We start from the raw sequence: 24,810 nt of genomic DNA on the forward strand, positions 1-24,810 counted from the left end.
CCTTCGCTCCTTACCTATATCACTATTTAATCGTTCGTTGTCGGTCTAAGCTCTTATCTAAACGGTTCAACAAAATCTGTAACAGATTCCGCTCATCAGTGGACCAGTGTTCAAACACGTCATCAGAAAGATTCTCAAATGCCGTATTGATGGCCGTGACCGTCTCCGTCCCAGCAGTCGTAATTGTATAGACCAACTGTCGTTTATCACGGCCAACGGCTTCCTTAGTCACCATTTCCTTTTTTACCAAGCCCTTTAGCTGCCGACTCAGTGTTGACGTATCCAGTTTGGTTCGCTCTGCCAAAATCTCCTGGGTGTTTTCACCACTCCCAATGTGGTCCAGCAACTGCCACTCAGAAACGGTGAGTTGGTAATGCTTGGTCATCCGCTGTAATAGCGTCTGTTGCACCTTGTTAATCGCCATTAGTGCTGCAAGACTGGATTTCATTTGGCCCTCACTCCTTTGTTTGCCGTTACTGCCACTTGTTAGTCACAAAATGGGCTCTGCGGCGTTACTTGTATTGTACAACGGTCAGGTTGTTCATCACAAGCCAAAAACCATGACGATTTCGTGACAGTTTCGCCGAATTCTACCGGAATACGGGGGAACTTCTTTGCACTTCACTGCTCGGGCCGTTATACTTGAACATGTGTCGTTTTTCCGGTCAACCAAAAATAAAGTCTATTTATGAAAGGTGTTGTTACCCCATGTCATTTGACGGATCCTTTACCCACGCAATGGTTCAAGAACTGAGCCAAACATTGACGACCGGCCGTGTTAGCAAGGTCAACCAGCCCTATGCCAACGAAATCGTCCTGACCGTTCGTGCGAACAGCCACAACTATCCGATCCTACTATCGGCCAATCCGACCTACGCGCGCATCCAGGTGACGCAGATTCCTTACGTCAACCCACCCGTTCCCACCAACTTTACCATGATTCTACGAAAGTACCTTCAAGGTGCAATTCTTAAGGGAATTACTCAGGTCGCCAATGACCGGGTCGTTCACCTACATTTTACGTCACGTAACGAACTTGGTGATCAACAGGAACTCCTCTTGATCATTGAAATCATGGCACGACACAGTAACGTCATTCTGGTCGACACTGCGTCCATGAAAATCCTAGACGCCATCAAACACGTTGGCTCCGACCAAAATCGTTATCGGCTCCTATTACCGGGTGCCCAGTACATCATGCCACCCAAGCAAGATCTCGTTGATCCCTTCACTGGCGCCCGAGACGACCTGACTGCGACCGTACGCGATTTTCCTAACCAGGAAGTTCTTGCCCACACCCTGCAACAACAGTACCAGGGGCTTGGCAAGGACACCGCTGCGGCCCTGGCAACCAAGCTCCACGAACCCGGCGACTCTGTAACTAATTTTGCGACCTTTTTCAAAGGGTTCGCTACGCCACAACCAACATTGGCTATCACGTCTAAGGGCAAGACCAGCTTCACTGCCTTTCCGTACCCCAGCACGGGCACGCAGCAAGCCGCTGCCACGCTCAGTACGTTGCTAGACACCTACTACCAAGATAAGGCTGAACGTGACCGTGTACAGCAACAGGGGAGCGTCCTCATTCGGGTGGTCCGCAACGAACTGAAGAAGGACCGTAATAAGTTAAAGAAACTAAAGCGAACGCTCGCTGAAACGGAAAATGCCGACGAGTACCGCATCAAAGGAGAAGTGTTGACGACTTATCTCAGCCAAGTCCAACGCGGTCAGACCGAGGTCGAGTTGCCAAACTTCTATGATAACAATCAGCCAATCAAAATCGCGCTCTCCAATCAGATTTCGCCTAATCAGAATGCTCAGAAGTATTTCAAGCGCTACCAGAAGGCCAAAAATGCGGTGAGTTACGTCAACGAACAGTTAGCGATTACGCAGGCCGACGTTGACTACTTTACCAACATCATGGCGCAGATCGAACTGGCCGCACCCAAAGACCTGGTCGATATTCGCTTGGAACTGCAACAAGGCGGTTACCTCCGGGATCATGACCACCAAAAGAAAAGCAAAAAGCAACGCCGCCAAAAGATCAGTAAGCCGGATCGGTTCACGGCCAGCGATGGCACCAAAATTTCCGTTGGAAAGAATAATCTGCAAAATGACCAATTGAGCCTCCATACCGCCAAGCGAACCGACATTTGGTTGCACGTAAAGGATATGCCAGGCTCCCACGTCATCATTCACGCGGACAATCCAAGTGATGAAACCATTATGGAAGCCGCCAACCTCGCCGCCTACTTCTCTAAGGGTCGTGAGTCCAGCAACGTTCCCGTCGACTACCTACCCGTTAAACGGCTCCATAAACCTAACGGTGCTAAACCCGGCTACGTCATCTTCACTGGTCAACACACGGTCTACGTGACACCGGAAAGTGACTTGGTCGACCGGCTAGCGGACAACTAGCTGTTGACCCAACTTGCGACGCGTGAGCAACCATCGTTTGTTAGTTACAACTAAATTACAATGTAAAAACGACCTGTCAGTTAAATACTGATAGGTCGCTTTTTTGCTAGATACAACTATTATTTAAATTATAGGTTAACCAGCTACCAGGAATTTCTGGTAGCTGGCATGCGACCATCGCCACACAGTCTGTCTATCCAATCGTCCGGTTGATGATCTGATCAAGTTCAGCCGTATCGCTGAGATTACTGAGGGTCAGTGCTTCACTCGACCCAAAGGCAATCGTCGCCCCCACCTCTTGGTCAGTTGTCCCCGGCCGGTTCAAGACGTGCAATTGGCGGAATGGAAATGCTGCATTCATCAATGCCACCCGATTACTATTCAGATCAATTTTGATTTTCGCCAGTTCATCATCATCCAACGTTGCGATGTGCTGCCGCGTCAACATGCGGACCCAGTTGACTCCAGTGACCTTACTCAAGAAGGCCATCTCAGTCAAACGAGTTGGCCGCACACCAACCACCGTGAGTTGTTTCGTATCACCCTTAGGCGCAAAGAGCACCTGAATCATCCCCGTCACTTGCCGCTCACTCACGGCCTGTTTAGCAAGTTCCACTAAGCTAAGCCGCTTGGCCTTGGGCAACTCTGCCGGCATCCGAAAGGCCGTGACCTGTGCCAACGACTTATTCATCCCCGGCGTGAGCATATCCATCACGCCCACCGCAATCTTCTGTTGACCATGGACAAAGAGACTCACGCCGATCGTTGCCATCTTAGGTGGCTCCTCACCGGTCTCTTGGTCCGGTGGTAAAACGTGGAGGTTCACATTCAGTTTACCTAACTCCCGTGTCAAATAATGTCGATTACCCGGAACGATCACGATATCTGGATGTTCAACCTGAATCACGTTGAGCACGTCGCCCAGTTGGACCGGGTCTACGTACTGCTTATCCGAAAATTCCGGTGCAATGGCCACCGCGTTTGGATTCGTGTTCATGAGGATCGTGTGATAGCCAGCCCGCTGTAACTGCTTCAGCATTTCCGTGGTGAAGTATTCCGCAGCCGAATTCGGCCCCAATTGATTACCACCCCGGCCAAGCACCAGTGCCGTCCGGTCACCCAATGGTTGGCTCTCATTTTCATATTCAAACGTACTGTAGTAACCGCTGGCGTCCTCTGCAAATTCTCCGGCAGTCGGTTCGATCATCTTATAGGTCGGCATAATATGGGCCTCAGCCGAAAGGTGCCGAATCGTTGCCGTATCCGTTTGCCAAATACGTGCGATCATTCCATCTCCAAATCCGTAATAACGGGCCCGCTGTAATGTGTCGACGTTTAAGGGATTATCTTGAATTTCCTGTTCAATCGTCAGCAGGTGTTGGAGCTTCACAAAGTAAAAATTGTCGATCTTCGTCAGTTCACTCAGTTCATCGGGCGCATATCCCCGCCGTAAAGCTTCAATCAGAACTAGGATGCGGTTAGCCAGTGGATGAATCAACTGACTGATCATTTCCCCGTCCGTTAGATTGCTAACACTGGGCAGAACATCTCGTGGCGAAAATTGCGAACTACGAACCGCCTTTAACATGGCCTCTTCCACCGAGCGACCAATACCGATCGTAGACCCAACCGCTTTCATCGCTGTATCCAAGTGTTGATCGGCGTCTGGCACCTCCTGAAACGGCCACAACGGAATGCGGACACTCACGTGGTCAATGGTGGGCTCCATGATAGCCGTCTGCTTCACATAACGACTAGGAAGCTTAATATCGACCAATCGTTGGCCCAGTAACAAGGCACCCGTGACCAATGCAATCGGATAGCCCGTGGTTCTGGCCGCTAAAGCGACCCCGCGGGAAAAGTATGGTGCAACCTTGGTCACATAGAAGTGTTGGTTTGCAGGATTCAAGGCAAAGTGGAGGTGCAAGACACCAACGATGCCCAGTTCCGTTGCAATTCGGAAAGTAGCGTCCCGTAAGTTTTGATATTCACGGTCCGTCAAGGTCTGTGGTGGCGTGACGACGATAGAATCCCCGGAATGAATGCCGATGGTATCCACATTTTCTAGCCCGCACAGGAGAACCTTCGTGTCAGCCACGTCACGAATTGCGACCATTTCGACTTCCTTATAACCAACAACACTGCGTTCTAACGTACACTGATCAAAACGTGATTGCTGGAAACCCTGATTGAGGGCATTCAACATCTCATCGACATTTTCACAAACGGTCCGGTTGGTATCCACGCGTGGTGAGACCGGCTTAACGATCAGCGGAAACCCGATTGACTCCACTAAACCCATAGCCTCGTCAGTCGTATCCACAATCTGGGCTTCAATCACGGGTTCATGAATCGCCTTTAGCGTCGCATTCAGTGCCGCTGGGTTGTTGATCTGCCGCAATGTGCTAGCCGTCATCCCTAAAATGGTCACCCCAAAGCGACCAAGGTCACCATTTTCAATGAGCTCTTGGACGATTTGAACGGCCAGCAAACCGCCTAGTGATGGCAAGATGGCATCCGGCCGATCCTTTTCAATGATGTGCCGGACGTTAGCGGTCGTCACAGCCTGAACATACATATTCGTTGGTTGAATTTCTTCGAGGGCGACTGAAAAGGGATTGTTGTCAATAATTGATGTACGCACCCCGTGCTTTTTAAACCCCGTGATGATCTGCACGGTAGCACTGTCGAGCTCGGTCTCGTGACCAATTTCAGTCGGCCCGCCACCAATGATCAACACTTTCTGTAAATCATTTAAGTTTTGCAAGCCTATCCCTCCCGTGCTGTCATAGCTTCCATGAATTCATCAAACAGGTCCCGACTCTCGTGAGGCCCCGGTGCACCATCCGCAAAGAATTGAACGGAAAATGCGGGGTAGTCTCGGTGCCGCAATCCTTGTACGGTCCCATTGATCAGGTCAACATAGGTCGTGATCAGTCGATCCCGGTCGATCGACTTGGCGATGACTGCGTAGCCCTGACCCTGGGTCGCATAGATAATATCATTGGTGATGATCCGCCGAATTGGGTGACTGCTACCGTGGTACTCAACGGGCAAGGCTTTCAGTTCCGCCCCATTAGCGAGAGCGAAGAGTTCGTGTCCCAGTCCGATTGCAAAAAGCGGAATCTCCGCTTGGACCTCACGAATCATTTCTAAGACGCCAGCCCCTAAATCGAGTGGTGAGCCCGGTCCCGTAGACAGTAAAACCCCATCTGGATCCAGGTTCAGCACATCCTGGGCACTCGCCGTCCACGGTAAGACCGTGACGTTACACCGGCGCTCCGACAATTGCCGGAGAATGCCGTGTTTCAGTCCAAAATCGATTACGACCACATTCTTCCCGGTATCCGGGTTCGGATACGGCCGGGGCGTTGCCACCTGATCGACCTGACGATTGGTCAGCACCGTCGCATTCAACTGGTCAAACGCGTGCGCATCGGCCACATCGACGATACTCCCTTTCATTGGTCCGGCCTGTTGCCGTAATTTACGAATCAGGTGGCGCGTATCGATACCACTGATACCAGGAATATTGTGTTGCTGTAAGAATTCGTCCAGTGACAACCGTGAGAGGCGATTAGTCGAAATGTTCGTGACATCTCTGACCACCATCCCTTTAGCCGTTGGTAAAATCGACTCGTAACTGTCGTGATTGATCCCGACATTGCCAATCGCTGGCTGGGCAAAAATAATAATCTGGTTATGATAAATTTGATCGGTAATCGTTTCTTGATAGCCTAAAAGGTTTAAGTTAGAGATTACTTCGCCGCTCGTGGTGGCGCCGGCACCAAATCCTTCACCGGCGTAGGCCGAGCCGTCTTCTAAAATCAAATAGCGTTTTGCCATGCAAAATCGGCCCCTTTACCAGTGTTATGCTTGTTGGATCTCTACGGCGTCCCGATCATCGATTTCACTGACGGAGACCTTGATACGTTCGCGTTGCGAGCTTGGTATGTTCTTGCCCACAAAGTCAGCTCGAATTGGTAATTCGCGGTGTCCGCGGTCAACCAATACGGCCAAGTTGATGCTCTTAGGCCGACCGAGATCCATCACGGCACTCATGGCCGCTCTGATCGTCCGACCGGTATACAAGACATCATCGACCAAAATGACCTTCTTGCCGGCAACGGAGAAGTCGATGTTCGTTGCGGTAACTTTAGGCTCGTTTTGTGCATCGTGTTCGATATCGTCTCTGTATGGCGTGATGTCGAGGTCGCCCACCGGCACCGTCACATTTTCCAGCTGTTGTAAGCGACTAGCAATCCGTCGGGCCAAGTACACCCCACGCGTTTTGATACCTAAAATGACGAGGTCATCGACCCCTTTGTTGCGCTCGATGATTTCGTAAGTAATCCGGGTCAGGGCCCGTTGCATTGCCATTGCGTCCACAACTACCTTTGCCATCTTTATTTCCTCCTTCAAGTTTCACGGCGTTAACGTAAATGCAGGAAACGGGCGCGTTTCTTCGGCAAAATGGTGAAGAAACCCGCCCGCCTGATTCGGCAAACCCGCTTATCTTAGTACGTTTAGCATAAAAAAACTAGATTGCTTTGTCAACCGGCAAGCCGGCCTGTTGACGCAAATGACGAACCATCCGCGCAAAATTATCTGGCACTGGCGCGGTGAAGTCCAATTGCTCACCCGTCGTGGGCTGCTTAAACCCGAGTTCACGCGCATGTAAGAACTGCCCATCGCCCTTCAGCGTTTTTTTCGGTCCGTATAACGGATCGCCCGCGACCGGATGGTTGATGTACGCCATATGGACCCGAATCTGATGCGTCCGACCGGTCTCCAAGCGACAGGCGATCAACGTGTAGTTGCCGTAGCGCTCTAACACGCGAAAATGCGTGACGGCGGGGCGACCATCGGCAACAACGGCCTGCTTCTTCCGGTCCTTAGGCGACCGACCTAGTGGGGCTCTGATGACCCCTTCTTCTTCTTTAAAGTTACCGTGCACAATAGCCACGTACTCCCTCAAGTTGGTCTTGGCCTGTAACTGTGCTGACAGGCTCTGATGGGCATGATCATTTTTAGCGACCATCAGGAGGCCTGACGTGTCCTTGTCGATGCGGTGAACAATGCCAGGCCGCAACGTCCCATTAATGCTGGATAACGGGCTGTGATATAACAAGGCATTAACCAGCGTATGGTTGGGGTGTCCAGGTGCGGGATGGACGACCATCCCTTGAGGCTTGTTGACAACTAGCACATCATCATCCTCATAGACCACGTCTAAAGGAATATTTTCTGGTTCCAGATCCAAAGGCTCGGGATCTGGCAACTCGATATGGATCGTATCGCCAACTTTCGGCTTGTCCTTAGGTTTAGCCACCGCCCCATTGACCGTAATCTGACCGGCCTCAATGGCAGCTTTCGCCTGAGACCGTGAAATGGTGTCCACTTGATCGGCCACTAACTTGTCTAACCGTTCCGTGGTCGTTACCGTAAATCCTTCTGTTTGCATCATTTAGCCTCCTGCCGATCGGTGATGTAGACACCGATTGCAATTAGAATCACGCCAACCGTTAAACAACTGTCAGCGAAGTTAAAGATGGGAAAATTGACAAAGTCGAGCTGAAACATATCGACCACGTATCCCTGAGTCAAACGATCAATAAAATTCCCAATGGTTCCCGCCATCATCAGTGCCAAGCCGAGTTCTTCGACCCAGTGATCCCCCTGGTTGCGGTACTGCCAAAAGAAGTAGCCCATGATGCCTAAAGCGACGATGGCGATCACCGCAAAGAACCACATCTGGCCCTGTAAAATACTCCAAGCCGCCCCGTCATTACGCAGGTGGGTCAAGGAGAGTACCCCCGGGATAACCGGGTGTTCGCCGCCAAGGGCGATGTTGACCACTACCGCGTGCTTGATCCACTGATCGGCAGCGACCAGGAGCACGATTAAGAGTGTATCTGCAATCAGCATAGCTTCCGGAACACCTTTCCTATAAGTCGTTACCGAAAAGTATACCAGAAAATTCGGCGTTCTGACGAGTTGGGCACGATAAATTTCTCACACTGGTGCCAGCAACTGTAACGGAACTTCATTTGAACTTCCTGAAGGCCCGTTTTAGCCAATCTCACAACTGAGACGAAGATTTCTTCTAGTTGAGACCGGAACGTCCTCGCAGTAACTGATACTCTATGAATACCATTTTTGCAGCCATGGAACTCACTCCCAGCCCTCATCCTATCAAAAAGGGCCATATCACCCATACAATGAGTGTACGACCTTTAAAGCGTCTCCGTGCCAAAGATTGACAGTTTCAAAACGTCACTTATAACTGTTGCAACAGCAATGCTGATACCAGTCGTCACGTGAATAGTTTGACTTTATTTATTGTTCTCAGTTAGCTGCCCATTCGCTAACGTATACGTATGATCGAATAATGGTCGAACTGTCGCTGGAATGTGATGATCAACCTCAATAACGGTCTTATCCAACCGGAGAATCGTCTGGTGGATAGCAATCGACGTCTTTTCATCTAGTGAGGCGGTACCTTCATCAATAAAGATAAGATCGCGGTCAAACAAAATTGCCCGGGCAATTTCCAATCGCTTGACCTGCCCACCGGAAAGATTCTGCCCACCTTCGCCAACCTGATACCCCACACCATCCTGGGCAATGAGTTCGCCTAACCCTGCACGTTGACAGGCCTTTAAAACTGCCGCATCCGCAAATTTCAAGCCCAGTGTGACGTTATACCGTAGTGAATCGTTGAACACAATGGGCGTTTGATTGACGGTACTCATCCCCTCAAATCTAGTAACCTCTTGTCCATTAATTCTTACTTGTCCACTTGCGGGCTTTAGCGCGCCATCAATGATTCTTAACAACGTGGTCTTCCCGCTACCAGATTCCCCCTGAATTAAAATTTTTTCGCCGCGATTCACATTTAGTGTAATACCGTTGAGAACACCTTTTTCCGCTCGGCTAAACGTCACTTGGTCTAATCTTAGGTGATTGAAGGCCGCCGTTACCTGTTGTGGGTCAGAAGCTGATTTTAACGCTAATCGGATTCGTTCACGAATTTTAGTCGTACTGTTTAATGTATTGAAGCTGTTAATAACCCCACGGGCACTGCCAATAATCATATTAGACGAATACTGAATCGCTACAAATTGCGTTAAACTGATGTGACCAGCAATTGCCGCATAAATACCAATACCAATGGGAATAAACGTACAGAAGTAAAATAACCCCTCAGCCACACCATCGGACAACGCAATTGTATTCTTAGCTTTAGCATTGGCCTGTTCGACGTCTTGAATTGCGACGTTTGTTTTTGCCTCCACGCCACTAATGGCCCGGTACTGCCGAATCGTGAGTGCACCATTCAAAACATCCTTCAGCATTCCCGACCAGCGATTGTTGCGCTGCGACCAGGTCTCTGTGCGTGCCGTAATTCGGCGACGAAAGCGTGTTGGGACCGTTGCCGGAATTGTCATAAATGCCAGAAAAATTAAGGTCAAAACAATACTATTCTTCAACGAATAAATCAGTGTCACGATTGCCGCAACCGCTAAACTAATCAAGGTAAAGAGTTGGCGAATATAATTGTCCTCTAAAAGTTTCAAGTCATTCATAAAAAACGATAAATTTGTGGCGACAAAGTCCTTGGTATCGACCATCCGCTCACGTAATAACCCCCGTAGCAGTGCCGATTTCAACCGCTGATTAATCGTCACCACGTTGGCATTAATTACCTTAGTGTTCCAATACGTCAGTAACGTAAAGAGCAGATACCCACCAATCACAACGACGACAAATGGAAATAACCATGACAGATGCTTTCCTCCAATGATGGTGAATATAAACGCATACGTGGCAGCGTTGAATGGCGTTTCCAATCCCAGCAAAACGGCCATCACAATTGCTAACCCTGCTAGCTTCTGATTGACGAATTTCATGAAAGCCCTCCTATTCCACTGACACCAACTACTGTTAGTGGTCACCATACACGCTTCCGAAAGCGGCCTACAAGTTACCCCCCCCATTTTATTTGGTAACTGAACTAAGGGACTCGGTTAGGGAACTCGTTAAGTGACCATGTTAACTCATTGCTGACCAAGTCGCTGACCCACTTTCGTGCTATAGTTATCCTTAATTTAATCATTGGGGAAGTGAGCAGCATGGTCACCAATAAAAATATTATTCTGGTTAGTCAGTTCATCAATGACTTCGGATCAGGCTTTTCAAGAGTTGCTCTGATCATTTTGATTACGACTTGGTTTCATGCCGCTATTTACGTTGGCATCTATTCCTTTTGCTTGTTCGTTCCCGGTATTATCCTCGCTGCCCCAATCGGTCACTTCGTTGATCAACAAGCTCGTTTAAAACCATTCTTGCTGAAGACGAGTTTGGCGGCCGCCGTTGCAGTCCTATTAATCTTAGGGTTAGTTGGCCTGCGGGTAAAAAATTTCCCATTACTTATCGTGAGTGCCATTCTTTACGACACCTGCTCTTCATTTTACGGCCCCATCATCACTAAGCTTACCGTCCGGCTCTTTGACGCTACCGTCTATAGTCGCCTCAACGCCGCCATTAGTACCGCCATGATGAGTGCGAATCTGCTCTCTGGAGTTCTTGTCACTGCACTTATGACTATCCTCCCTTTAGCAACCCTGTTCTTGGCAGACTTCTTATCCTACTTAATTGTTTTCTGTCTACTATTGGGCATTCACGAAAATATTGTCTCTACTCCAGCCGCTCCGTCACAATTCACCGGATCAGCCTGGAACGGATTTGGTTATGTACGACAACTCTTTCATCAATTTCCGGCATTGGTTCCCGTCCTCATGACAGCCCTACTCTTTAATATTTTACTGGCTCCCAATGACGTCTACTTCACGCAGCTCGCCACGATGGTCTTTCATAATGCGAAGACGACCGGTCTCATGACTTCTGCCTTTTCAGTCGGATTCTTGCTGGGTTCCTTACTCTATCGCTGGTTAGCAAAGACTGTACAGTTGCACACCTTCATTCAACTTTCACTAATTGAAATTCCCATTGCATTCTTTATGTTCGGCGAATCTCGGTGGCTCTTAGGGTCCCTATTCGGTGTGATCCTACTTGGAAGTGCACTACCCTTCTTCAATATTTCCAATAAGACTATTTTACAAAAACAGGTTCCAGAAGAAGACCTTGCTACCGTATCAAACAGCTACTACGCGCTTATCAATCTCAGCCAACCAATTGGTCTTTTAGGCATTCCACTAATCATTGACGCTGTGGGAATGCGACCATTTACGCTGCTTGCTAGTATCACCTACCTGGCCATCGCTGGCGTGATCATCGCGACCAAAAAAATCTCGCCGGCCTTAGATCGCTAATTGGAACTTTTGAAACTGCAAGGTGGACTCATCCTCGTTTCTAACCCCCATATTGATTGGTCACTAAGGTGCGGCTAAAGGTAATGCCACTACGTCAGGCAAAATCGGTACTTTTCAGTTTACAAACCTTAGACGGCCATCCAAATATAGAGTGGGTCGCGGTTAGTTTGTGAGTATTCATATGATTGCAGGGATTATATCTGATTAATAATTTTTGCGATCGGGTTAAGTGCAACAGACTGCCTTATGGCGTACCATAGTGGCGTAAATAAAAGTTGCTCCTTTCAGAATCTAACGATTCTGAAAGGAGCAACTTTTTTCGGCAAACTCAGACTCCCTTATCATCTGCTAAGACACAGATAACCATGGCTTGAAATTTACCAAACACCAATTATGATTTGAGAATAGTTTTAGAACAACCCCGTAATCTTCCCATTGGCATCAATATCCATGTCCAATGCCGCTGGATGCTTGGGTAGTCCTGGCATGGTCAACACATTTCCGGTCATGGCCACGACAAAACCAGCACCCAGGCGTGGCGCAAACTCCCGGACGTGAATCGTAAAGTCCGTGGGTGCGCCAAGCTGATGTGCATCATCTGTCAGTGAATACTGGGTCTTAGCCATGCAGACGGGCAGCTTGTCCCAGCCGTACTTAGCAAAGGTCTTTAATTGACGCTTAGCCTTCGCAGACAGTTCGACCTTTGCCCCGCCGTAGATTTTCTGGGTAATAGCCGTCATCTGTGTCACTAAGTCCGTGTTGGCTGGTGTTAAGCGCGTGAAATGACTCGGTTGTTTGGTGGCAGCAACCACCTTTTCCGCCAAATCAACCGCACCAGCACCACCATCGGCCCACACGGTCGTAGTGGCAACGGGGACGTTTAGGGCAGCCACATCAGCTGCCAACGCTGCAACTTCAGCATCGGTATCGCTAGTGAAGCGGTTGATAGCCACGACAACTGGCACACCGTACTGCTGCATGCTGGCAATGTGCCGCTTTAGGTTAGTACTACCTTGCTGTAAAGCAGCAACGTTTTCCTGTTCGAGGTCAGCGCGTTTAACCCCACCGTTATACTTGAGGGCCCGAATCGTAGCCACGATGACCACAGCGTCCGGCGTCTTACCCAGAACAGGCGTCTTGATGTCCATAAACTTTTCGCCACCCAGGTCGGCACCGAAGCCGGCTTCAGTCACGGTATAGTCACCCAACTGCAGTGCCGTTTGCGTCGCCAAGACTGAGTTACAGCCGTGGGCAATATTCGCAAATGGCCCCCCATGAATAATAGCGGGGTTATGTTCCAGCGTTTGGACCAGGTTGGGCTTGATGGCATCTTTTAACAGTAGCGTAATGGCACCACCGACCTTCAAGTCACCGACCGTCACAGGCTCACGGTCGTAGTTATAGCCAATCAGGATACGGTTGACCCGACGCTTCAAGTCCGTTAAGTCTTCACTCAAACACAGTACGGCCATAAGCTCACTAGCCACGGTAATGTCAAAACCATCTTGACGCGGCACACCGGACGTCCGGCCACCTAAACCGACGACCGTTTGCCGTAAGGCCCGGTCGTTGATGTCTAAGACTCGTTTCCACACGATTTGACGGGGATCTAGGTTCAACGCATTTCCTTGTTGCATGTGATTATCGATCAAAGCCGCCAGCGTATCGTGGGCCTCAGTCAGCGCATGCATATCACCCGTAAAGTGCAGATTGATGTCTTCCATGGGAACAACCTGAGCGTAACCACCACCGGTTGCACCACCCTTAAGTCCCATAACGGGGCCTAAGGAAGGTTCACGTAAAGCCAAGACGGTTTGATGGCCTAGGCGGTTCATCGCATCCCCCAAGCCCACGACCACGGTCGACTTTCCTTCACCAGCCGGTGTGGGGTTGATCGACGTGACCAAAACCAATTTTCCTTGTGGTCGTGACTGCGCCAATGGCAAGTTAATTTTAGCCTTAGTATGACCGTAGGGTTCAATCTGATCTGGTGTCAGCCCCACCTTAGCCGCAATTTTTTCAATGGCTTCTAACTTGGTTGCTTGTGAAATTTCAATATCGTTCAATAAACTTACTCCTCCTTAGCATTCACCGTCATGGCTTCTCGAATTAAACCGGCCAACTCAATGGCGGAGTTCCGTGGCAGCAAAAACTGATAGATTTTCCCCTGCGCCACGATTCCTAACCGGTAATGGGCTAGATTCACGCTGCGGACCTGATCTAATGGAATCACTAAATGCCGATGATTGAGGACCGTACTAACGGTCAATACACCATTAGCCATGGTAATATTTCTGTAGTGGATCTCTAACCAACACAGAAGGGCAAAGACCACGAAGAGACCTAGTGTGTACCAATTAAAATGAGTGATCTCTAGCCAGAAGATGGCCCCAAGCATCAGGACCATCAACGTCCAGCTCCAATTGATCACACTACTAATTGGGTTCGGTTGATACAAAAAACGCCGTTCCTGGGTTATCATTACTTACAACACCTCACGAATGAATTGGAGTGATTCTTGTGTATTCTTTGTATACGGACGCCGCGACACAGCCGCTGAATGGGTTAAGTGCCGGGGGCATCTTAATCGTTCATGACCACCAGCAGACCCAGTTAAAGGCTGCCTTGCACGCCACCACCAACCACACAGCCGAATTTGAGATTGCCCGCATGGGGTTTGAAAAATTGGCTGCGTTAATCGGTGACCAGGTGCAACAGGCCACGGTCTTATTTTATACCGATAGCCAAATTGTTAGCGACAGTTTGACCAAACATTATGCGAAACATTACCAAAAATTAGTCGATGATTTGTTAGCTGCACAGGCACCCTTTCAATTGGTCCTGACACAGTGGATCCCTGAAAAACAGAATCAGGGCGCCCACACACTAGCTAATCAAGCCCTTCACTTTGCGGAAGACGCTAAATAAGTCGTCAATGGTAATTCATATTCACTCCAGTCGGGCGTTCCGCCATAGAGCGCTGAACCGGCTAACAACCGGCCAATCTGGGGCCCCGTCGTCAGACCGGAAGATCCGAGACCGGAAGCTACTAAGAACGTGTCGTGTTCCGGCAATGGCCCGAAGAATGGGGCAAAGTCGCTGGCATAGGCCCTGGTGCCGACCCGCACACCCGTCAAGCTGTCGGCAGTAAGACCCGGCATCAGCCGTTGCGCACTTCCCAGTAGGTCAGCCGTCACCGCTGAATCGACGGTCAAATTAAACTTGCCGTCGTCTTCATGGGTCGCCCCCACAATCAATTTTCCATGACCAAACGGCACAAAGTCTCGTTCGCCCTCGGGCATGACCACGGGCATATTTTCTTGTAACGGATAGTCCTTAACGGCTAACTCAATCAATTGGCCCTTTTGTGCCCGAACATCCGCAACAATGCCCAGCGGTGCAAGAAGTTCCTTGAGCCAGGCACCTGCTGAAACGATGACTCGGTCAAATTGACGGGCACCTAAAGAGGTGACGACTTGGCCATTGGCCGTTAACGTCACATGTTCATGGCGGACCGTCAAGTTTTTAGCGCTGGCTCGGTCAAGTAAGTCGTTGACTAGAGCCGCGCCGTCGACTCTGGCGCCCCCGCTGATGAAGACACCGGGCTGAACGTTACCTAATAGAGGCACCTTTGCCTGCACTTCAGCGGCCGTTAGTGTGGCTACTTCACCCATGGTCGCCGCATCTTGCCGCCGTTTTTGAGCCAACTGGTACAGCACTTCTAAGTCGGTCGGCACTTCACGGGTCACAATGGTTCCCGTTTGTTGGTAAACTTCGGTTCCTAATTGGGCGTCGTGAATCAATTCGGGATATAAATCGGCCCCCGCCTTGGCTAAACGGTACCAACGCTGATTTCGTCGTTTGGATAACCAAGGAGAAATGATGCCAGCCGCGGCCTTGCTAGCTTGACCGACACCGTCGTCGAACAACGTGACCTTAACCTGTTGGGCGCCAGGCAACGTGCTCAAATAATAAGCAGCGGTCGCCCCGACGATTCCACCACCGATGATAGCAATTTTCTTTTGCATGTTTTACCTCCTGATTTAGAAAGTACTAAAGCGGACGCTGGCAGCCAAATGACTGGCTGGTGTCAGTGCCCGTGGCTATCTTTCATTTTAGCATAAGTTCTCCCGCTACAACCAACCCAAGTCTGACTGACGAAAAGTACTAGTTGAGGTTGAAAGTTAAAATATTCGCGTTACTCTTGTAAACCAATTGAAATGGTCGCACTCCGACTGCCAAGGATTCCGCTTACTGTAGGGAACGCCTCCAGCCAAGGGACGAGCTTCCGGCTCGGCTGGAGACGTTCCTGACTTTCTCCGGTTCAGATTGTTCAGGTCAATTTCAAACGTTGAGTTTCAGATGATTGCTGACGCTTAGCGTAAATCAATAACCTTTCTATCGGCATAATTTGGCTATGCTGCCTCAGAACAATTACGTAAGCCGAAAAGGTCGGCAATGACTGGACGACGTTGTCCAATTTTAGTCTCAGTATCGTTGTGACAACAATCATAATAAGCATCTCGGAACTTTCAACCTCGTCTTCAGTCTAACTTAAATACTAGTGCTTACCCGTATTTCTCCTGACAATCATGGATAGGATCTGCGACCGCCACTTAGTAAATTTACATAATTTAACCTTTACAATCGCTTCTGATTAAACGTCCAAATCGTCACACCCAGAATCACCAACGCCGCGGCCACCGTGACGCCACACGCTGGTAAAATGTGCGTGATTTTCTCCGTGCCGCGAACCAGATCAAGGTTGTCCGTCACTAAGGCAATCGGGTTCCACCTTTTGACGGCCTTCACGTAATTTAACAGCGCTAGGCTCGCGAAGACCAATGCGGCCACCAGAAACCCCGCGTAGTTGCTATTAACCACCGTAGACCCCAGCAGGACTACCGCCACGAAGAACAGGCCAAAGAGTAAGACCGGCCAAATTGCTAGCCAGACGTGGGGACTCTTGTCATCCGGGAAATAATACGCCGTGTAACCCCAAGTTATGATAAATGAGACCCCGATGGCGACCACCCATTGCACAACGGCCGCCAGATACTTGGCGATGATGACCGCGTACCGGGGTAATCCCTTCGTTATCAGATTGACCAGGGTCCCACTGCTGACCTCCTGACTGACCGTGCCACTAAAGACCAAGGCCAGTAAGAAGATACCAATCTGCGACGTGTTCTTGTAAAACTGCTGCCACGAGTCACTGCTGGTCGACTGCGGCAACTTAATCGAGAATTGGTCGCCCAACGCCAATTTCATGAGGTCGGGCATGAGCTTCGCCATCAGTGGCGCCTCAATACCGAAGATGACAAAGATGACCGCCAAGATCAGGATGTGATAGTTACGCCAAGCCGCCAACCACTCCTTATGCCAAAAGGTCAGTATCGCGCTCATGTCGTCACCTCCCGAAAAATATCTTCCAAGCTGGTCTCTTGTCGATCAACGGCTAGTGGGACTACGTGGGCTGCCAGCAACGCTTTTAAAACTGCCGCCACTGTCGCCGCATAGTCGTCCTGAAATGGCACCGCCACGTGCGTCGCCGTCTGAGTTGCTGGTCTTCCCATGACCGCAACGGCTTGCTGGGCAATTGCCGATGACGCAAACTTTAATTGGACCTGTGACCGTGCATACCGATGCTTTAATGCGGTCAAATTGCCTTGGACCTGCAAGACACCGGCGTGTAGAATGCCGACCTGATCACTGATGCGCTCCACGTCAGTCAGAATGTGCGTGGAAAACAGAATCGTCATCTCACCGCGCAAGCTCGCTAGCAGCTTCAAAAACTCACTCCGGCCGTTCGGATCCAGCGCCGAGGTTGGTTCGTCACAGATCAATAGTTGCGGCCGATTCAACAATGCCTGCGCGATGCCCAACCGCTGCTTCATCCCCCGCGAAAAGCCGTGAATACGGTGCTTGTTTTGTGGCAGGTCGACCGTCCTTAACATTTCCGTGATTCGGTTAGACAGATCCGGTTCCCGCATCCCCGTTAGCCGGCCGCACAAGGTCAAGTATTCCGTGGATGTCATGTACCCGTAATACGCCGGCACATCTGGCAAATATCCGACCACCTGATTGGCAACGGCGCGGCCATAGCGTACGGGTTGGCCCGCCACGGTGATTTGACCACCATCTAGTGTGTCCAATCCCAGGATCAATTTCATGGTCGTTGTTTTGCCGGCCCCATTCTCCCCGACAAAACCAAAGATTGCCCCCGTGGGCACCGTCAAGTCGAGACCCTTTAACACCTGTTTATCGCCAAAACGCTTGGTGACGCGCTGAAGATCTAAGATGGTCACTCAGTCCACCTCCCGACCAAAAATAAAGTACGCGATGGCCCCAAACGGTTGGATAAATACGATAGCTAACGTCCAAATCAATCGGTTGCCGTGCCGCACCGTTTGGCGGCGATACAGGCTGATTAGTGCCGCAATCAGTAGGCCCAGTTCTAGGAACATCAGTGGCACGAAGAGCGGCAGGTTATTAAAAAATAATTCGGAATTATGCATAGGTCAAGCGCTCCTTTATCTGCGTCAATCGCTGAACGATTGGTTGAAACTCGGCGGTCTCTAGGTAAAGTTTGAAGGCCGGATTATCGAGGACCACCGTCACAAAATCTGTCTGGAGCTGGTGCTCGTCGCGGGGTAAAGCATGCCCCAGATCCGTTTGTGCCAGCCATTCATCAATTCCGTCAAAGTAGGCGTCACCATGTAATCGTAATGGAAATTTAACGGCTGCTAAGCAGTCGACGTAGGCCGTTAAGCACGCGTGAACGGCTGTCGCATCGTGTTGTTGCGCGTACCCCATGGCCGCTGACACCTGGAAATTAATCACGGAAGCTGGATTCAATTTAGCCAGATCAAAGGTGTCGATAAGCGCCCAGCCACGCGCATAGGTCGTCCGAAGCTTCTCCGGTTGCCCCATCACCAGCTGTAGGTAATTGGTCAATTGACTGGCCATAATCGTCACGTACTGGTAGAGTGCACTCTGGGTGGTCGCCATCGCCCGCTGTTCGTCACCCTTCAAATGATACGCCCAGGCAATCAGGCTCTCGCTGGGAAAATACGTCGGCACAAACTGGCCCAGTGCCGTCAATACGTCATCGGGACGCTGTAACAGCAGTGAACAGTACGCCGAAAAGTCCCGGGCCTTCTCCAAGAGAACGGGTTCCGTACTGATTTCGGTAACATGGGCGAATAGCTCCTGAGCGCGTGTCAGGTACCGGCTCGATTTTTCAACCGCCGTTCCCCCTGGCAACAAGTCCCCGTGATTCAACAAGAGTTGCCCCATTTCCAAAACTAGCGGTGCACACGAGTAGTAGCGATGAATAGTGTCTTCAATGGCCGCCAAAACATCTGCGGCCGGTCGCGTGTCGAACTGCGCGATCAATGATGTGTACACCTCCCGAATCTGCTCGGCGGTCAGTTGACTACTGTAGGCCATCAATGTGTCGATTGAAACGTTGAAGTACGCCGCCAGTAACGGCAACAGCGTAATATCCGGATACGACTGACCGGTCTCCCATTTTGACACGGATGCCTTGGAAACACCGATAAATTTTGCCAGCTGTTGCTGAGTGACGCCCTTTGCCTTCCGTTTTTGTAGAATGACTGGTCCTAAATTTAGGCTCATCATGCACTCCCCCTTGTTGGTTATCTCCATTATATCTGGTTGACAAAGTTTCTTGTAGCGATAGATCGTTAACTTTAGGCCGAAAATATTAACTCTGAGGCAACTTGATTTTTTTTCGTCTTGCCAGTCGTCAGATATGGACTGAGACGGTGCGCAAAACGAAAAAACCGCGTGGACCATAAGGCAGTTAGTTTCGACACCATAGTGGCGTAAATAAAAAGTTGCTTCTTTCAGAAACTAACAATTCTGAAAGAAACAACTTTTTGACGTTATTTTAGAGCATTCATCACTACGGTTATTGCGGTGCAAACAAGACATTAGCTGAACACAATCGACCTGACTGCTAAACGGACCATCCCAGCCAGCTGACTTCAAGTCTAAGCTTCTTTCGACACTTGGCTTGTAGCAGGGTTTGTAGTAGAGGCGTCCAGGAGTGGGCGACGATGCTAGATGGGCTTTTCCCCGGTTTTCAGTCGCGCCGGAAGCCCGCCTTTTGGCTGGAGACGTTCCCCACGGCGGATGAAATTCCTAGCCGCCACAACACGATAATCTTAGCTAGTCTCTGTTACTTAAAGACCAAGAAGCGGTCATCGTCAGCCATGTAATCCTTAGCATCGGCTGGACTTTCGATGGAACCAAAGTCCATTTCAGCACGGAGCTTCCAGCTGCCAGGAATGTTAAAGGCGGCCCGGACTTCGTCGTCAATTAGTGGATTGTAGTGTTGCAGATTGGCCCCGATACCATTTTCGGCCAGTGACGTCCAAACGGCTTGTTGGGCACCACCCTGTGATTGCTCGGACCAGTCCTGAAAGTTAGCGGCGTATAGCGGGAAGTTCTCTTCGAATTGCTTGACCGTCTTTGTTTCCGTGTAGAACAGAATCGTTCCAAAGGCGGCCTTGAAGGCGTTGACCTTAGCCGTTGTTTTCGCAAAGGCAGCCTCGTCAGGAACCTCTTGCTTCAACCGATCAATCACGATATCCCACAACTTTTCGTGAGCGTCACCGAATAAAATCACGGCCCGTTGCGTTTGGTTGTTGAAAGATGTTGGGGCTTGCTTGATGCTTTCCTGAATCAGTTTAGTCAGCTCACCAGTCGATAACTTAACGTTACGACCCAAATTATAAATCGTCCGACGCTGTTTAGAGAGTTCAATAAATTTCGTTTCCATAGCTTAAATAACCTCACTTTAATTTTCCCATTTATGGGTAATTGATAGTTTCCTTAAAACTTTATTTCCAGTTTATCACTTACTTTTTGAAAGTAAAGAGTTTAGTGAACCATTGATAAGCCTGTTCATACGTCGCCTCCAGAATAGGTTGCATTTAGTCTAACACGTCTCCTTTCGAAACACCCGTGACTCTTTGACTAGGGTCCATGTGTCGTCGCCCAGTGGCTAAACTTTGTCACACTGATTTCTCCGTGAATAACCCCGAAACCTGTTTAAAAAAGATAGCGTTTCTAAAAATTCCACCCGTAAAATGGTCTCGCCATGTAATCAGGGAGACACTTTTACCTAACTCATACTTACTTCTCACGCGCGCAACAGTCGCATCAACTGGGTCGTAACTTCTTCCACCGTTGCCGATTGCACTGGCAGTTGCACTAACGTTCCCAACAAGAACGTCCAAATTGCCGGAGCTGCCCGCCCGACTGGTGGTGTATCTGGTTGCTGAGCGGCCAATAAGGCAACGACCGTCTGCAGACTTTGCGGAACAGCTGACGGTGTTCGTAAGAAAAACGCGATTGCCTGAGGATGCTCCTGCGCGTAGGTCAGGATATTCGTGACCATCCGTCGGAGCATGGCGGCAGCATTGGGGGAATCCAACACACCTTCACGTAACGTAGCTGCCAGTTCCTCTTGAAATTCAACGCGGAGGGCTGCCAGCAAGCTCGCTTTATCTGGAAAATGACGATAAACAGCCGCTGGTGTGACGGCTAAAAATCGGGCGATTTGACGCAACGATAATTGTTCGACACCAGACTCTTCTAACTGTTGCCGGGCCTGCTGCTGAATGGCGGCGGCTAGATTTTTACGATGATACGGCTGTTTTGCCATGAATGACGACCTCCTATTGAATCACATGTTGTCACTGATTATATCTCTATGTTAACACCGACTACTTTAAAAGTAAACAGTGGTAACATAGAGAAGTATTCAGTGTTCATATTGGTTGTTTTAGCTGACTCCTTTACGGAATTTTTACACCACTTCTCCTCAGAAAGTTCTACAATAAAAGTATCGTTGATTTTGTGAGAAAAGAGGAATTTCTGTGTCTAATAGCATTTCAAATCGTCGGCTCACTTGGCAGTTTATCGGATGTTGGCTCACTTGGTTTATCATTCAAGTGGCTTTAAACATTCCCATCAGTCACCATTTTCACGGATGGTCCCAAGAGTTTCTACTGGATGCCATCAAACTAACCTTATGGCTTGGTGCTGGTTGGTGGTTTACTCACCAAGCTCGCCAGGGAACCTTAACTCTAACTAATCGTGAGCAATGGCGGCCTAACTGGCACTTTACGGCTGGCTATGTCGTTTGGGTCGCAATCATCCTGTACCTCGGCCTGCAATTCTGGTTACTGCATCACGGACTTCGCGTAAACCGAACCTTTATTCCCCAATACTGGGGCCGCTACTTCTTGGTCGTGGGAGTCGCTGAAGAATTCGTCACTCGGGGATATTTCCTAAATGCCCTACTGAAGAAAACAACATTTGCGACGGCTAACGTGATTCAAGCAGCCGGCTTTGCCAGCATGCACATTCCTCGTTACCTGACGACCATTCCTGCCATGAGCGTTGGTGCTTGGTTAAGCAATCTAGTTTCCGTCTTCGTCCTGGGACTATTGTTTGGCTGGCTGTATAAAAAAAGCCGGTCACTGTGGCCTGGCATCGTCATTCACATGACTTGGGATATTCTGGTCACCCTCTTCGGTTAAGCCGTGAAGACATGTGGTGATATGTCAAGACAATGTATGACGATTGTAACAACGATGTAGATTTCCTGACAGCTGGCGTACGACCGCTTTAATTTTCAATCTTAGCTAAGACAAACAAAAATGGTGCCACCTTCGCATATGGAAGGGACACCATTTTCAGTTACTCAAGCTAAAGTTCGGCGTTTCAGATAACCCAAGAGAACACTTAAAAAGGCAAACGGCAAGAAGAAACTAAACAGTGCCGTGACCAATTCCGGTGCGACTGTAACGGCCAAGATGAGGTCGATCGCACCAACCAAGAGACTGACGCCCAGCAGGACTCGCCAAGCGACTCGACTGAGGCGCCGCTGATACGTTAGTCCATAGACCAGTAGCGTCAAAGCAGTGGTCAACAATAAAGCCCGGTCAATGACCGGTAACGCTAAAAGTCCGGTTAACCCGAGGGCTACGATGCTAAGCCCGATAAAGAAGTAACCGTACCAGCGTTGTGTTTGCACAGTGGATTTCACGATTATCGCTTCCTTTACCTATTCTTCACACCTTTAGTTTAGCTGATTGTGTAACCGCTTACAACAGTTTGGCCTGTCTGGACGCTATTTTTTTATTTAGTGCCCCTCGTTTTCTAATGATCAACGTGCAAATCGCCATCCCACTCGTCACTTGTGACGGCTGCAATCTCGCGGTTAAAGACTCGCAATAAGGTCGGCATCGATGCCGCACTCCGAGCCGCTGTCATTTCGCTCAGTGGTAGCCAGCTGACTTGGCCTTCATCGCTGGCCTTCAGTTCGCCGGTAAACTCCGAACTGCGGTAGAGCAGTCCTAATTTTCGTTGTTGACGTGACTCATCGAACCATTCGCAAGTACCGCAGAAACTCACAGACTTTAAATGGAGACCGGTTTCTTCATAGACTTCACGAATTGCCGCCGACGCACAAGTTTCCCCGACTTCAACGTGCCCGCCGGGGAAACTATGACCAGCCTTCCACGGGACGTTCACTTTATCTTCCACCAAGACACGGTGGGTCTGTGGATCAGTTACCATGATCATCGTAACTAATTCAACTGATTGCGTTCGAGACATTTTCTTTTCCTCCAATTTAAAAACACTAATTTTATTTTCTGCCAAGCTAGGTGGCCTAAATAAGTCGCAGCAAATGACCAGGCCCACGTCAAAACATAGCACACTAATAATCCCCAGTTCAAGTGATGGCTCGCCAACCGGTGGCCAAACGCTGACCAAATTAACGTCAACCAAAAGACATTTGCTAAGTACGCCCGGTAAGCATAGGTCGCCAGCCAGTGAATTACGGGTAGCCAACCCGACTGACGGTGGAGCTGCCAAATGGCTAAACTTACGATCATCCCAATGACGCTCAACGCATACAAGACATTTGCCGGCAAATAATAACTGCTACGCGTCAGAGACAGTGGTCGCGATGCTTGTTGCATTTGCCAACCAATTATCACACCACCTATGATCAAAGACGGTATCGCCAGCCAGTGCCATCGCTGAACGTGCGGCCATCCCAGATACAACGTGATTCCTATATGTATAGGCCTGCATTCCCAATGCATAGATGATTGCCGTACCGCCCAGCAAGACGCACTGCCGCCGAACTGTTGTCGCCCACCGCCGTATTCCCCACCAAATAGGCATCAGCAAAACCATTTGCAGCATCATCGTATTATACCAGAGATGTGGCGCCGCGTTCCCGTTTATCATTTGCCAAATAAATTGGCCAATTGTTCGTGCCGGACGATGCTGTTGCACACTAGGTAAAATCAACAAGTAAGCCAATGTCCACCACAGGGTCGGGACGCCTAACACATGCCACTGTTGCCGATAGTATTTTGACAGCGCTGGCTGCAGCGTTGTCGTGCGCATCGTGGAAAAGAGAATACCACAAATAAACGCCGGCGCCGTAAATTTAATGGCAGCATAGATCAAAGTAATTGGCACGTCCTGGGCTTGGCCAGCCGCAGTAGTCAGTCCCAGACTCAGAACTGTCTGTCCCATGACCGCCGTACAAGCAAATGCCTTGAGATAGTCACCCACGTCCGCAATCTGTTTTTCTTTTATTTTCATCTCCCTCATCGCCTTTACCCTCTCCATTTTAGCAAGTAACTGTGATAACTGTAAAGTACGGATCATGATACTTGATCAGCGGATGATTCGCTGGCTCAGTAGAAAATCAACCTTGGAGACTCGATATTTTCAAGGCTTCAAGGTGTGTTCGCACCGATTTAACCCATGTTCTACCGGCTAGTAAGGCGATGACTGGACGACACTGCTCAATTTTAGTCTCCACATCGTCGTTACAACAGTTATAATGAGTGTTTTGGAACGTTCAGCCTTCAACTTTTAGTGCAAACAAAAAGACGGCTCGCTGGCCGCCCTTATTTGGTTCTACAATATCTGTTGTTGGTAATAGATTTTTATCTATTAATGATGACAGATTTTTTGTTTATCATTAGAATAA

At 49.4% G+C, this 24,810-nt stretch carries 23 protein-coding genes; 4 read left to right on the forward strand and 19 right to left on the reverse strand.

What is annotated here, in order from left to right:
• Positions 1-22 precede the first annotated feature (22 nt).
• Entirely contained in the window at positions 23-448 is a 426-nt protein-coding gene (locus EKM89_RS07120) for a MarR family winged helix-turn-helix transcriptional regulator (protein ID WP_125687079.1), read from the reverse strand.
• Between the two features lie 260 nt (positions 449-708).
• On the opposite strand from EKM89_RS07120, the gene EKM89_RS07125 reads away from it, so the two are divergent.
• On the forward strand, positions 709-2,418 hold the full coding sequence (locus EKM89_RS07125; RefSeq protein ID WP_125687081.1) for an NFACT RNA binding domain-containing protein: 1,710 nt from the start codon (positions 709-711) through the stop codon (positions 2,416-2,418).
• Between the two features lie 193 nt (positions 2,419-2,611).
• Here the strand turns inward: EKM89_RS07125 and EKM89_RS07130 are convergent, their stop codons facing one another.
• The 6 genes from EKM89_RS07130 to EKM89_RS07155 form a co-directional block, all read right to left on the reverse strand.
• Positions 2,612-5,185 carry a carbamoyl phosphate synthase preATP-grasp domain-containing protein gene (locus EKM89_RS07130; RefSeq protein WP_125687083.1) on the reverse strand — a complete coding sequence of 858 codons (2,574 nt, stop codon included), beginning with the start codon at positions 5,183-5,185 and terminating at the stop codon, positions 2,612-2,614.
• A 2-nt stretch (positions 5,186-5,187) separates the two neighbouring features.
• On the reverse strand, positions 5,188-6,264 hold the full coding sequence (locus tag EKM89_RS07135) for a carbamoyl phosphate synthase small subunit (RefSeq protein ID WP_125687085.1): 1,077 nt from the start codon (positions 6,262-6,264) through the stop codon (positions 5,188-5,190).
• A 24-nt stretch (positions 6,265-6,288) separates the two neighbouring features.
• A complete protein-coding gene (gene pyrR, locus EKM89_RS07140) occupies positions 6,289-6,822 on the reverse strand; it encodes a bifunctional pyr operon transcriptional regulator/uracil phosphoribosyltransferase PyrR (RefSeq protein WP_125687087.1) in 534 nt (177 codons plus the stop codon).
• 136 nt (positions 6,823-6,958) lie between these two features.
• Positions 6,959-7,882: an RluA family pseudouridine synthase gene (locus tag EKM89_RS07145; RefSeq protein ID WP_382333459.1), complete on the reverse strand. Its 924-nt coding sequence runs from the start codon at positions 7,880-7,882 to the stop codon at positions 6,959-6,961.
• Complete coding sequence (gene lspA, locus EKM89_RS07150; protein ID WP_125687091.1) at positions 7,882-8,346, reverse strand: signal peptidase II; 465 nt, start codon at positions 8,344-8,346, stop codon at positions 7,882-7,884. Before lspA ends, EKM89_RS07145 begins: the two co-directional genes overlap by 1 nt.
• Positions 8,347-8,753: 407 nt before the next feature.
• Complete coding sequence (locus EKM89_RS07155) at positions 8,754-10,331, reverse strand: ATP-binding cassette domain-containing protein (RefSeq protein WP_164510533.1); 1,578 nt, start codon at positions 10,329-10,331, stop codon at positions 8,754-8,756.
• A 222-nt stretch (positions 10,332-10,553) separates the two neighbouring features.
• On the opposite strand from EKM89_RS07155, the gene EKM89_RS07160 reads away from it, so the two are divergent.
• Positions 10,554-11,753, forward strand: coding sequence for an MFS transporter (locus EKM89_RS07160; protein WP_125687094.1), 1,200 nt, complete (start codon positions 10,554-10,556; stop codon positions 11,751-11,753).
• Between the two features lie 410 nt (positions 11,754-12,163).
• Here EKM89_RS07160 and EKM89_RS07165 read toward each other — a convergent pair whose 3' ends face one another.
• On the reverse strand, positions 12,164-13,819 hold the full coding sequence (locus tag EKM89_RS07165; RefSeq protein ID WP_125687096.1) for a formate--tetrahydrofolate ligase: 1,656 nt from the start codon (positions 13,817-13,819) through the stop codon (positions 12,164-12,166).
• Positions 13,820-13,824: 5 nt separating this feature from the next.
• Positions 13,825-14,235 carry an EbsA family protein gene (locus EKM89_RS07170; protein WP_125687098.1) on the reverse strand — a complete coding sequence of 137 codons (411 nt, stop codon included), beginning with the start codon at positions 14,233-14,235 and terminating at the stop codon, positions 13,825-13,827.
• Positions 14,236-14,273: 38 nt separating this feature from the next.
• Here EKM89_RS07170 and EKM89_RS07175 point away from each other — a divergent pair, with 38 nt between their 5' ends.
• A complete protein-coding gene (locus EKM89_RS07175) occupies positions 14,274-14,681 on the forward strand; it encodes a ribonuclease HI family protein (RefSeq protein ID WP_125687100.1) in 408 nt (135 codons plus the stop codon).
• Here the strand turns inward: EKM89_RS07175 and EKM89_RS07180 are convergent.
• From EKM89_RS07180 to EKM89_RS07215, 7 genes are all read right to left on the reverse strand, one after another.
• Positions 14,657-15,781 (reverse strand): NAD(P)/FAD-dependent oxidoreductase, encoded by a 1,125-nt coding sequence (locus EKM89_RS07180; protein ID WP_125687102.1) that lies wholly within the window; start codon positions 15,779-15,781, stop codon positions 14,657-14,659. The genes EKM89_RS07175 and EKM89_RS07180 overlap by 25 nt on opposite strands.
• 613 nt (positions 15,782-16,394) lie before the next feature.
• Positions 16,395-17,159 (reverse strand): ABC transporter permease, encoded by a 765-nt coding sequence (locus EKM89_RS07190; RefSeq protein ID WP_125687106.1) that lies wholly within the window; start codon positions 17,157-17,159, stop codon positions 16,395-16,397.
• Positions 17,156-18,061 carry an ABC transporter ATP-binding protein gene (locus tag EKM89_RS07195; protein WP_125687108.1) on the reverse strand — a complete coding sequence of 302 codons (906 nt, stop codon included), beginning with the start codon at positions 18,059-18,061 and terminating at the stop codon, positions 17,156-17,158. The genes EKM89_RS07190 and EKM89_RS07195 overlap by 4 nt, the downstream gene beginning before the upstream one ends.
• A complete protein-coding gene (locus EKM89_RS07200; protein WP_125687110.1) occupies positions 18,062-18,271 on the reverse strand; it encodes a PLD nuclease N-terminal domain-containing protein in 210 nt (69 codons plus the stop codon).
• The gene (locus EKM89_RS07205; protein ID WP_382333457.1) at positions 18,264-19,394 is read right to left on the reverse strand and encodes a helix-turn-helix domain-containing protein; all 1,131 of its coding nucleotides are present in this window, start codon (positions 19,392-19,394) and stop codon (positions 18,264-18,266) included. The genes EKM89_RS07200 and EKM89_RS07205 overlap by 8 nt, the downstream gene beginning before the upstream one ends.
• Before the next feature lie 565 nt (positions 19,395-19,959).
• Positions 19,960-20,562: a nitroreductase family protein gene (locus EKM89_RS07210; RefSeq protein ID WP_125687114.1), complete on the reverse strand. Its 603-nt coding sequence runs from the start codon at positions 20,560-20,562 to the stop codon at positions 19,960-19,962.
• A 363-nt stretch (positions 20,563-20,925) separates the two neighbouring features.
• A complete protein-coding gene (locus tag EKM89_RS07215) occupies positions 20,926-21,450 on the reverse strand; it encodes a TetR/AcrR family transcriptional regulator (protein ID WP_125687115.1) in 525 nt (174 codons plus the stop codon).
• Positions 21,451-21,664: 214 nt separating this feature from the next.
• On the opposite strand from EKM89_RS07215, the gene EKM89_RS07220 reads away from it, so the two are divergent.
• The gene (locus EKM89_RS07220; RefSeq protein WP_225421842.1) at positions 21,665-22,330 is read left to right on the forward strand and encodes a CPBP family intramembrane glutamic endopeptidase; all 666 of its coding nucleotides are present in this window, start codon (positions 21,665-21,667) and stop codon (positions 22,328-22,330) included.
• A 164-nt stretch (positions 22,331-22,494) separates the two neighbouring features.
• Here EKM89_RS07220 and EKM89_RS07225 read toward each other — a convergent pair whose 3' ends face one another.
• From EKM89_RS07225 to EKM89_RS07240, 3 genes are all read right to left on the reverse strand, one after another.
• Positions 22,495-22,839 carry a hypothetical protein gene (locus EKM89_RS07225; RefSeq protein ID WP_125687119.1) on the reverse strand — a complete coding sequence of 115 codons (345 nt, stop codon included), beginning with the start codon at positions 22,837-22,839 and terminating at the stop codon, positions 22,495-22,497.
• 113 nt (positions 22,840-22,952) lie between these two features.
• Positions 22,953-23,411, reverse strand: a complete 459-nt coding sequence (locus EKM89_RS07230; RefSeq protein WP_125687121.1) for an 8-oxo-dGTP diphosphatase — start codon at positions 23,409-23,411, stop codon at positions 22,953-22,955.
• 330 nt (positions 23,412-23,741) lie between these two features.
• A complete protein-coding gene (locus tag EKM89_RS07240; protein WP_125687125.1) occupies positions 23,742-24,416 on the reverse strand; it encodes an acyltransferase family protein in 675 nt (224 codons plus the stop codon).
• Positions 24,417-24,810: the final 394 nt, after the last annotated feature.

Source organism: Levilactobacillus fujinensis, from assembly GCF_003946335.1.
GTDB lineage: Bacteria > Bacillota > Bacilli > Lactobacillales > Lactobacillaceae > Levilactobacillus > Levilactobacillus fujinensis.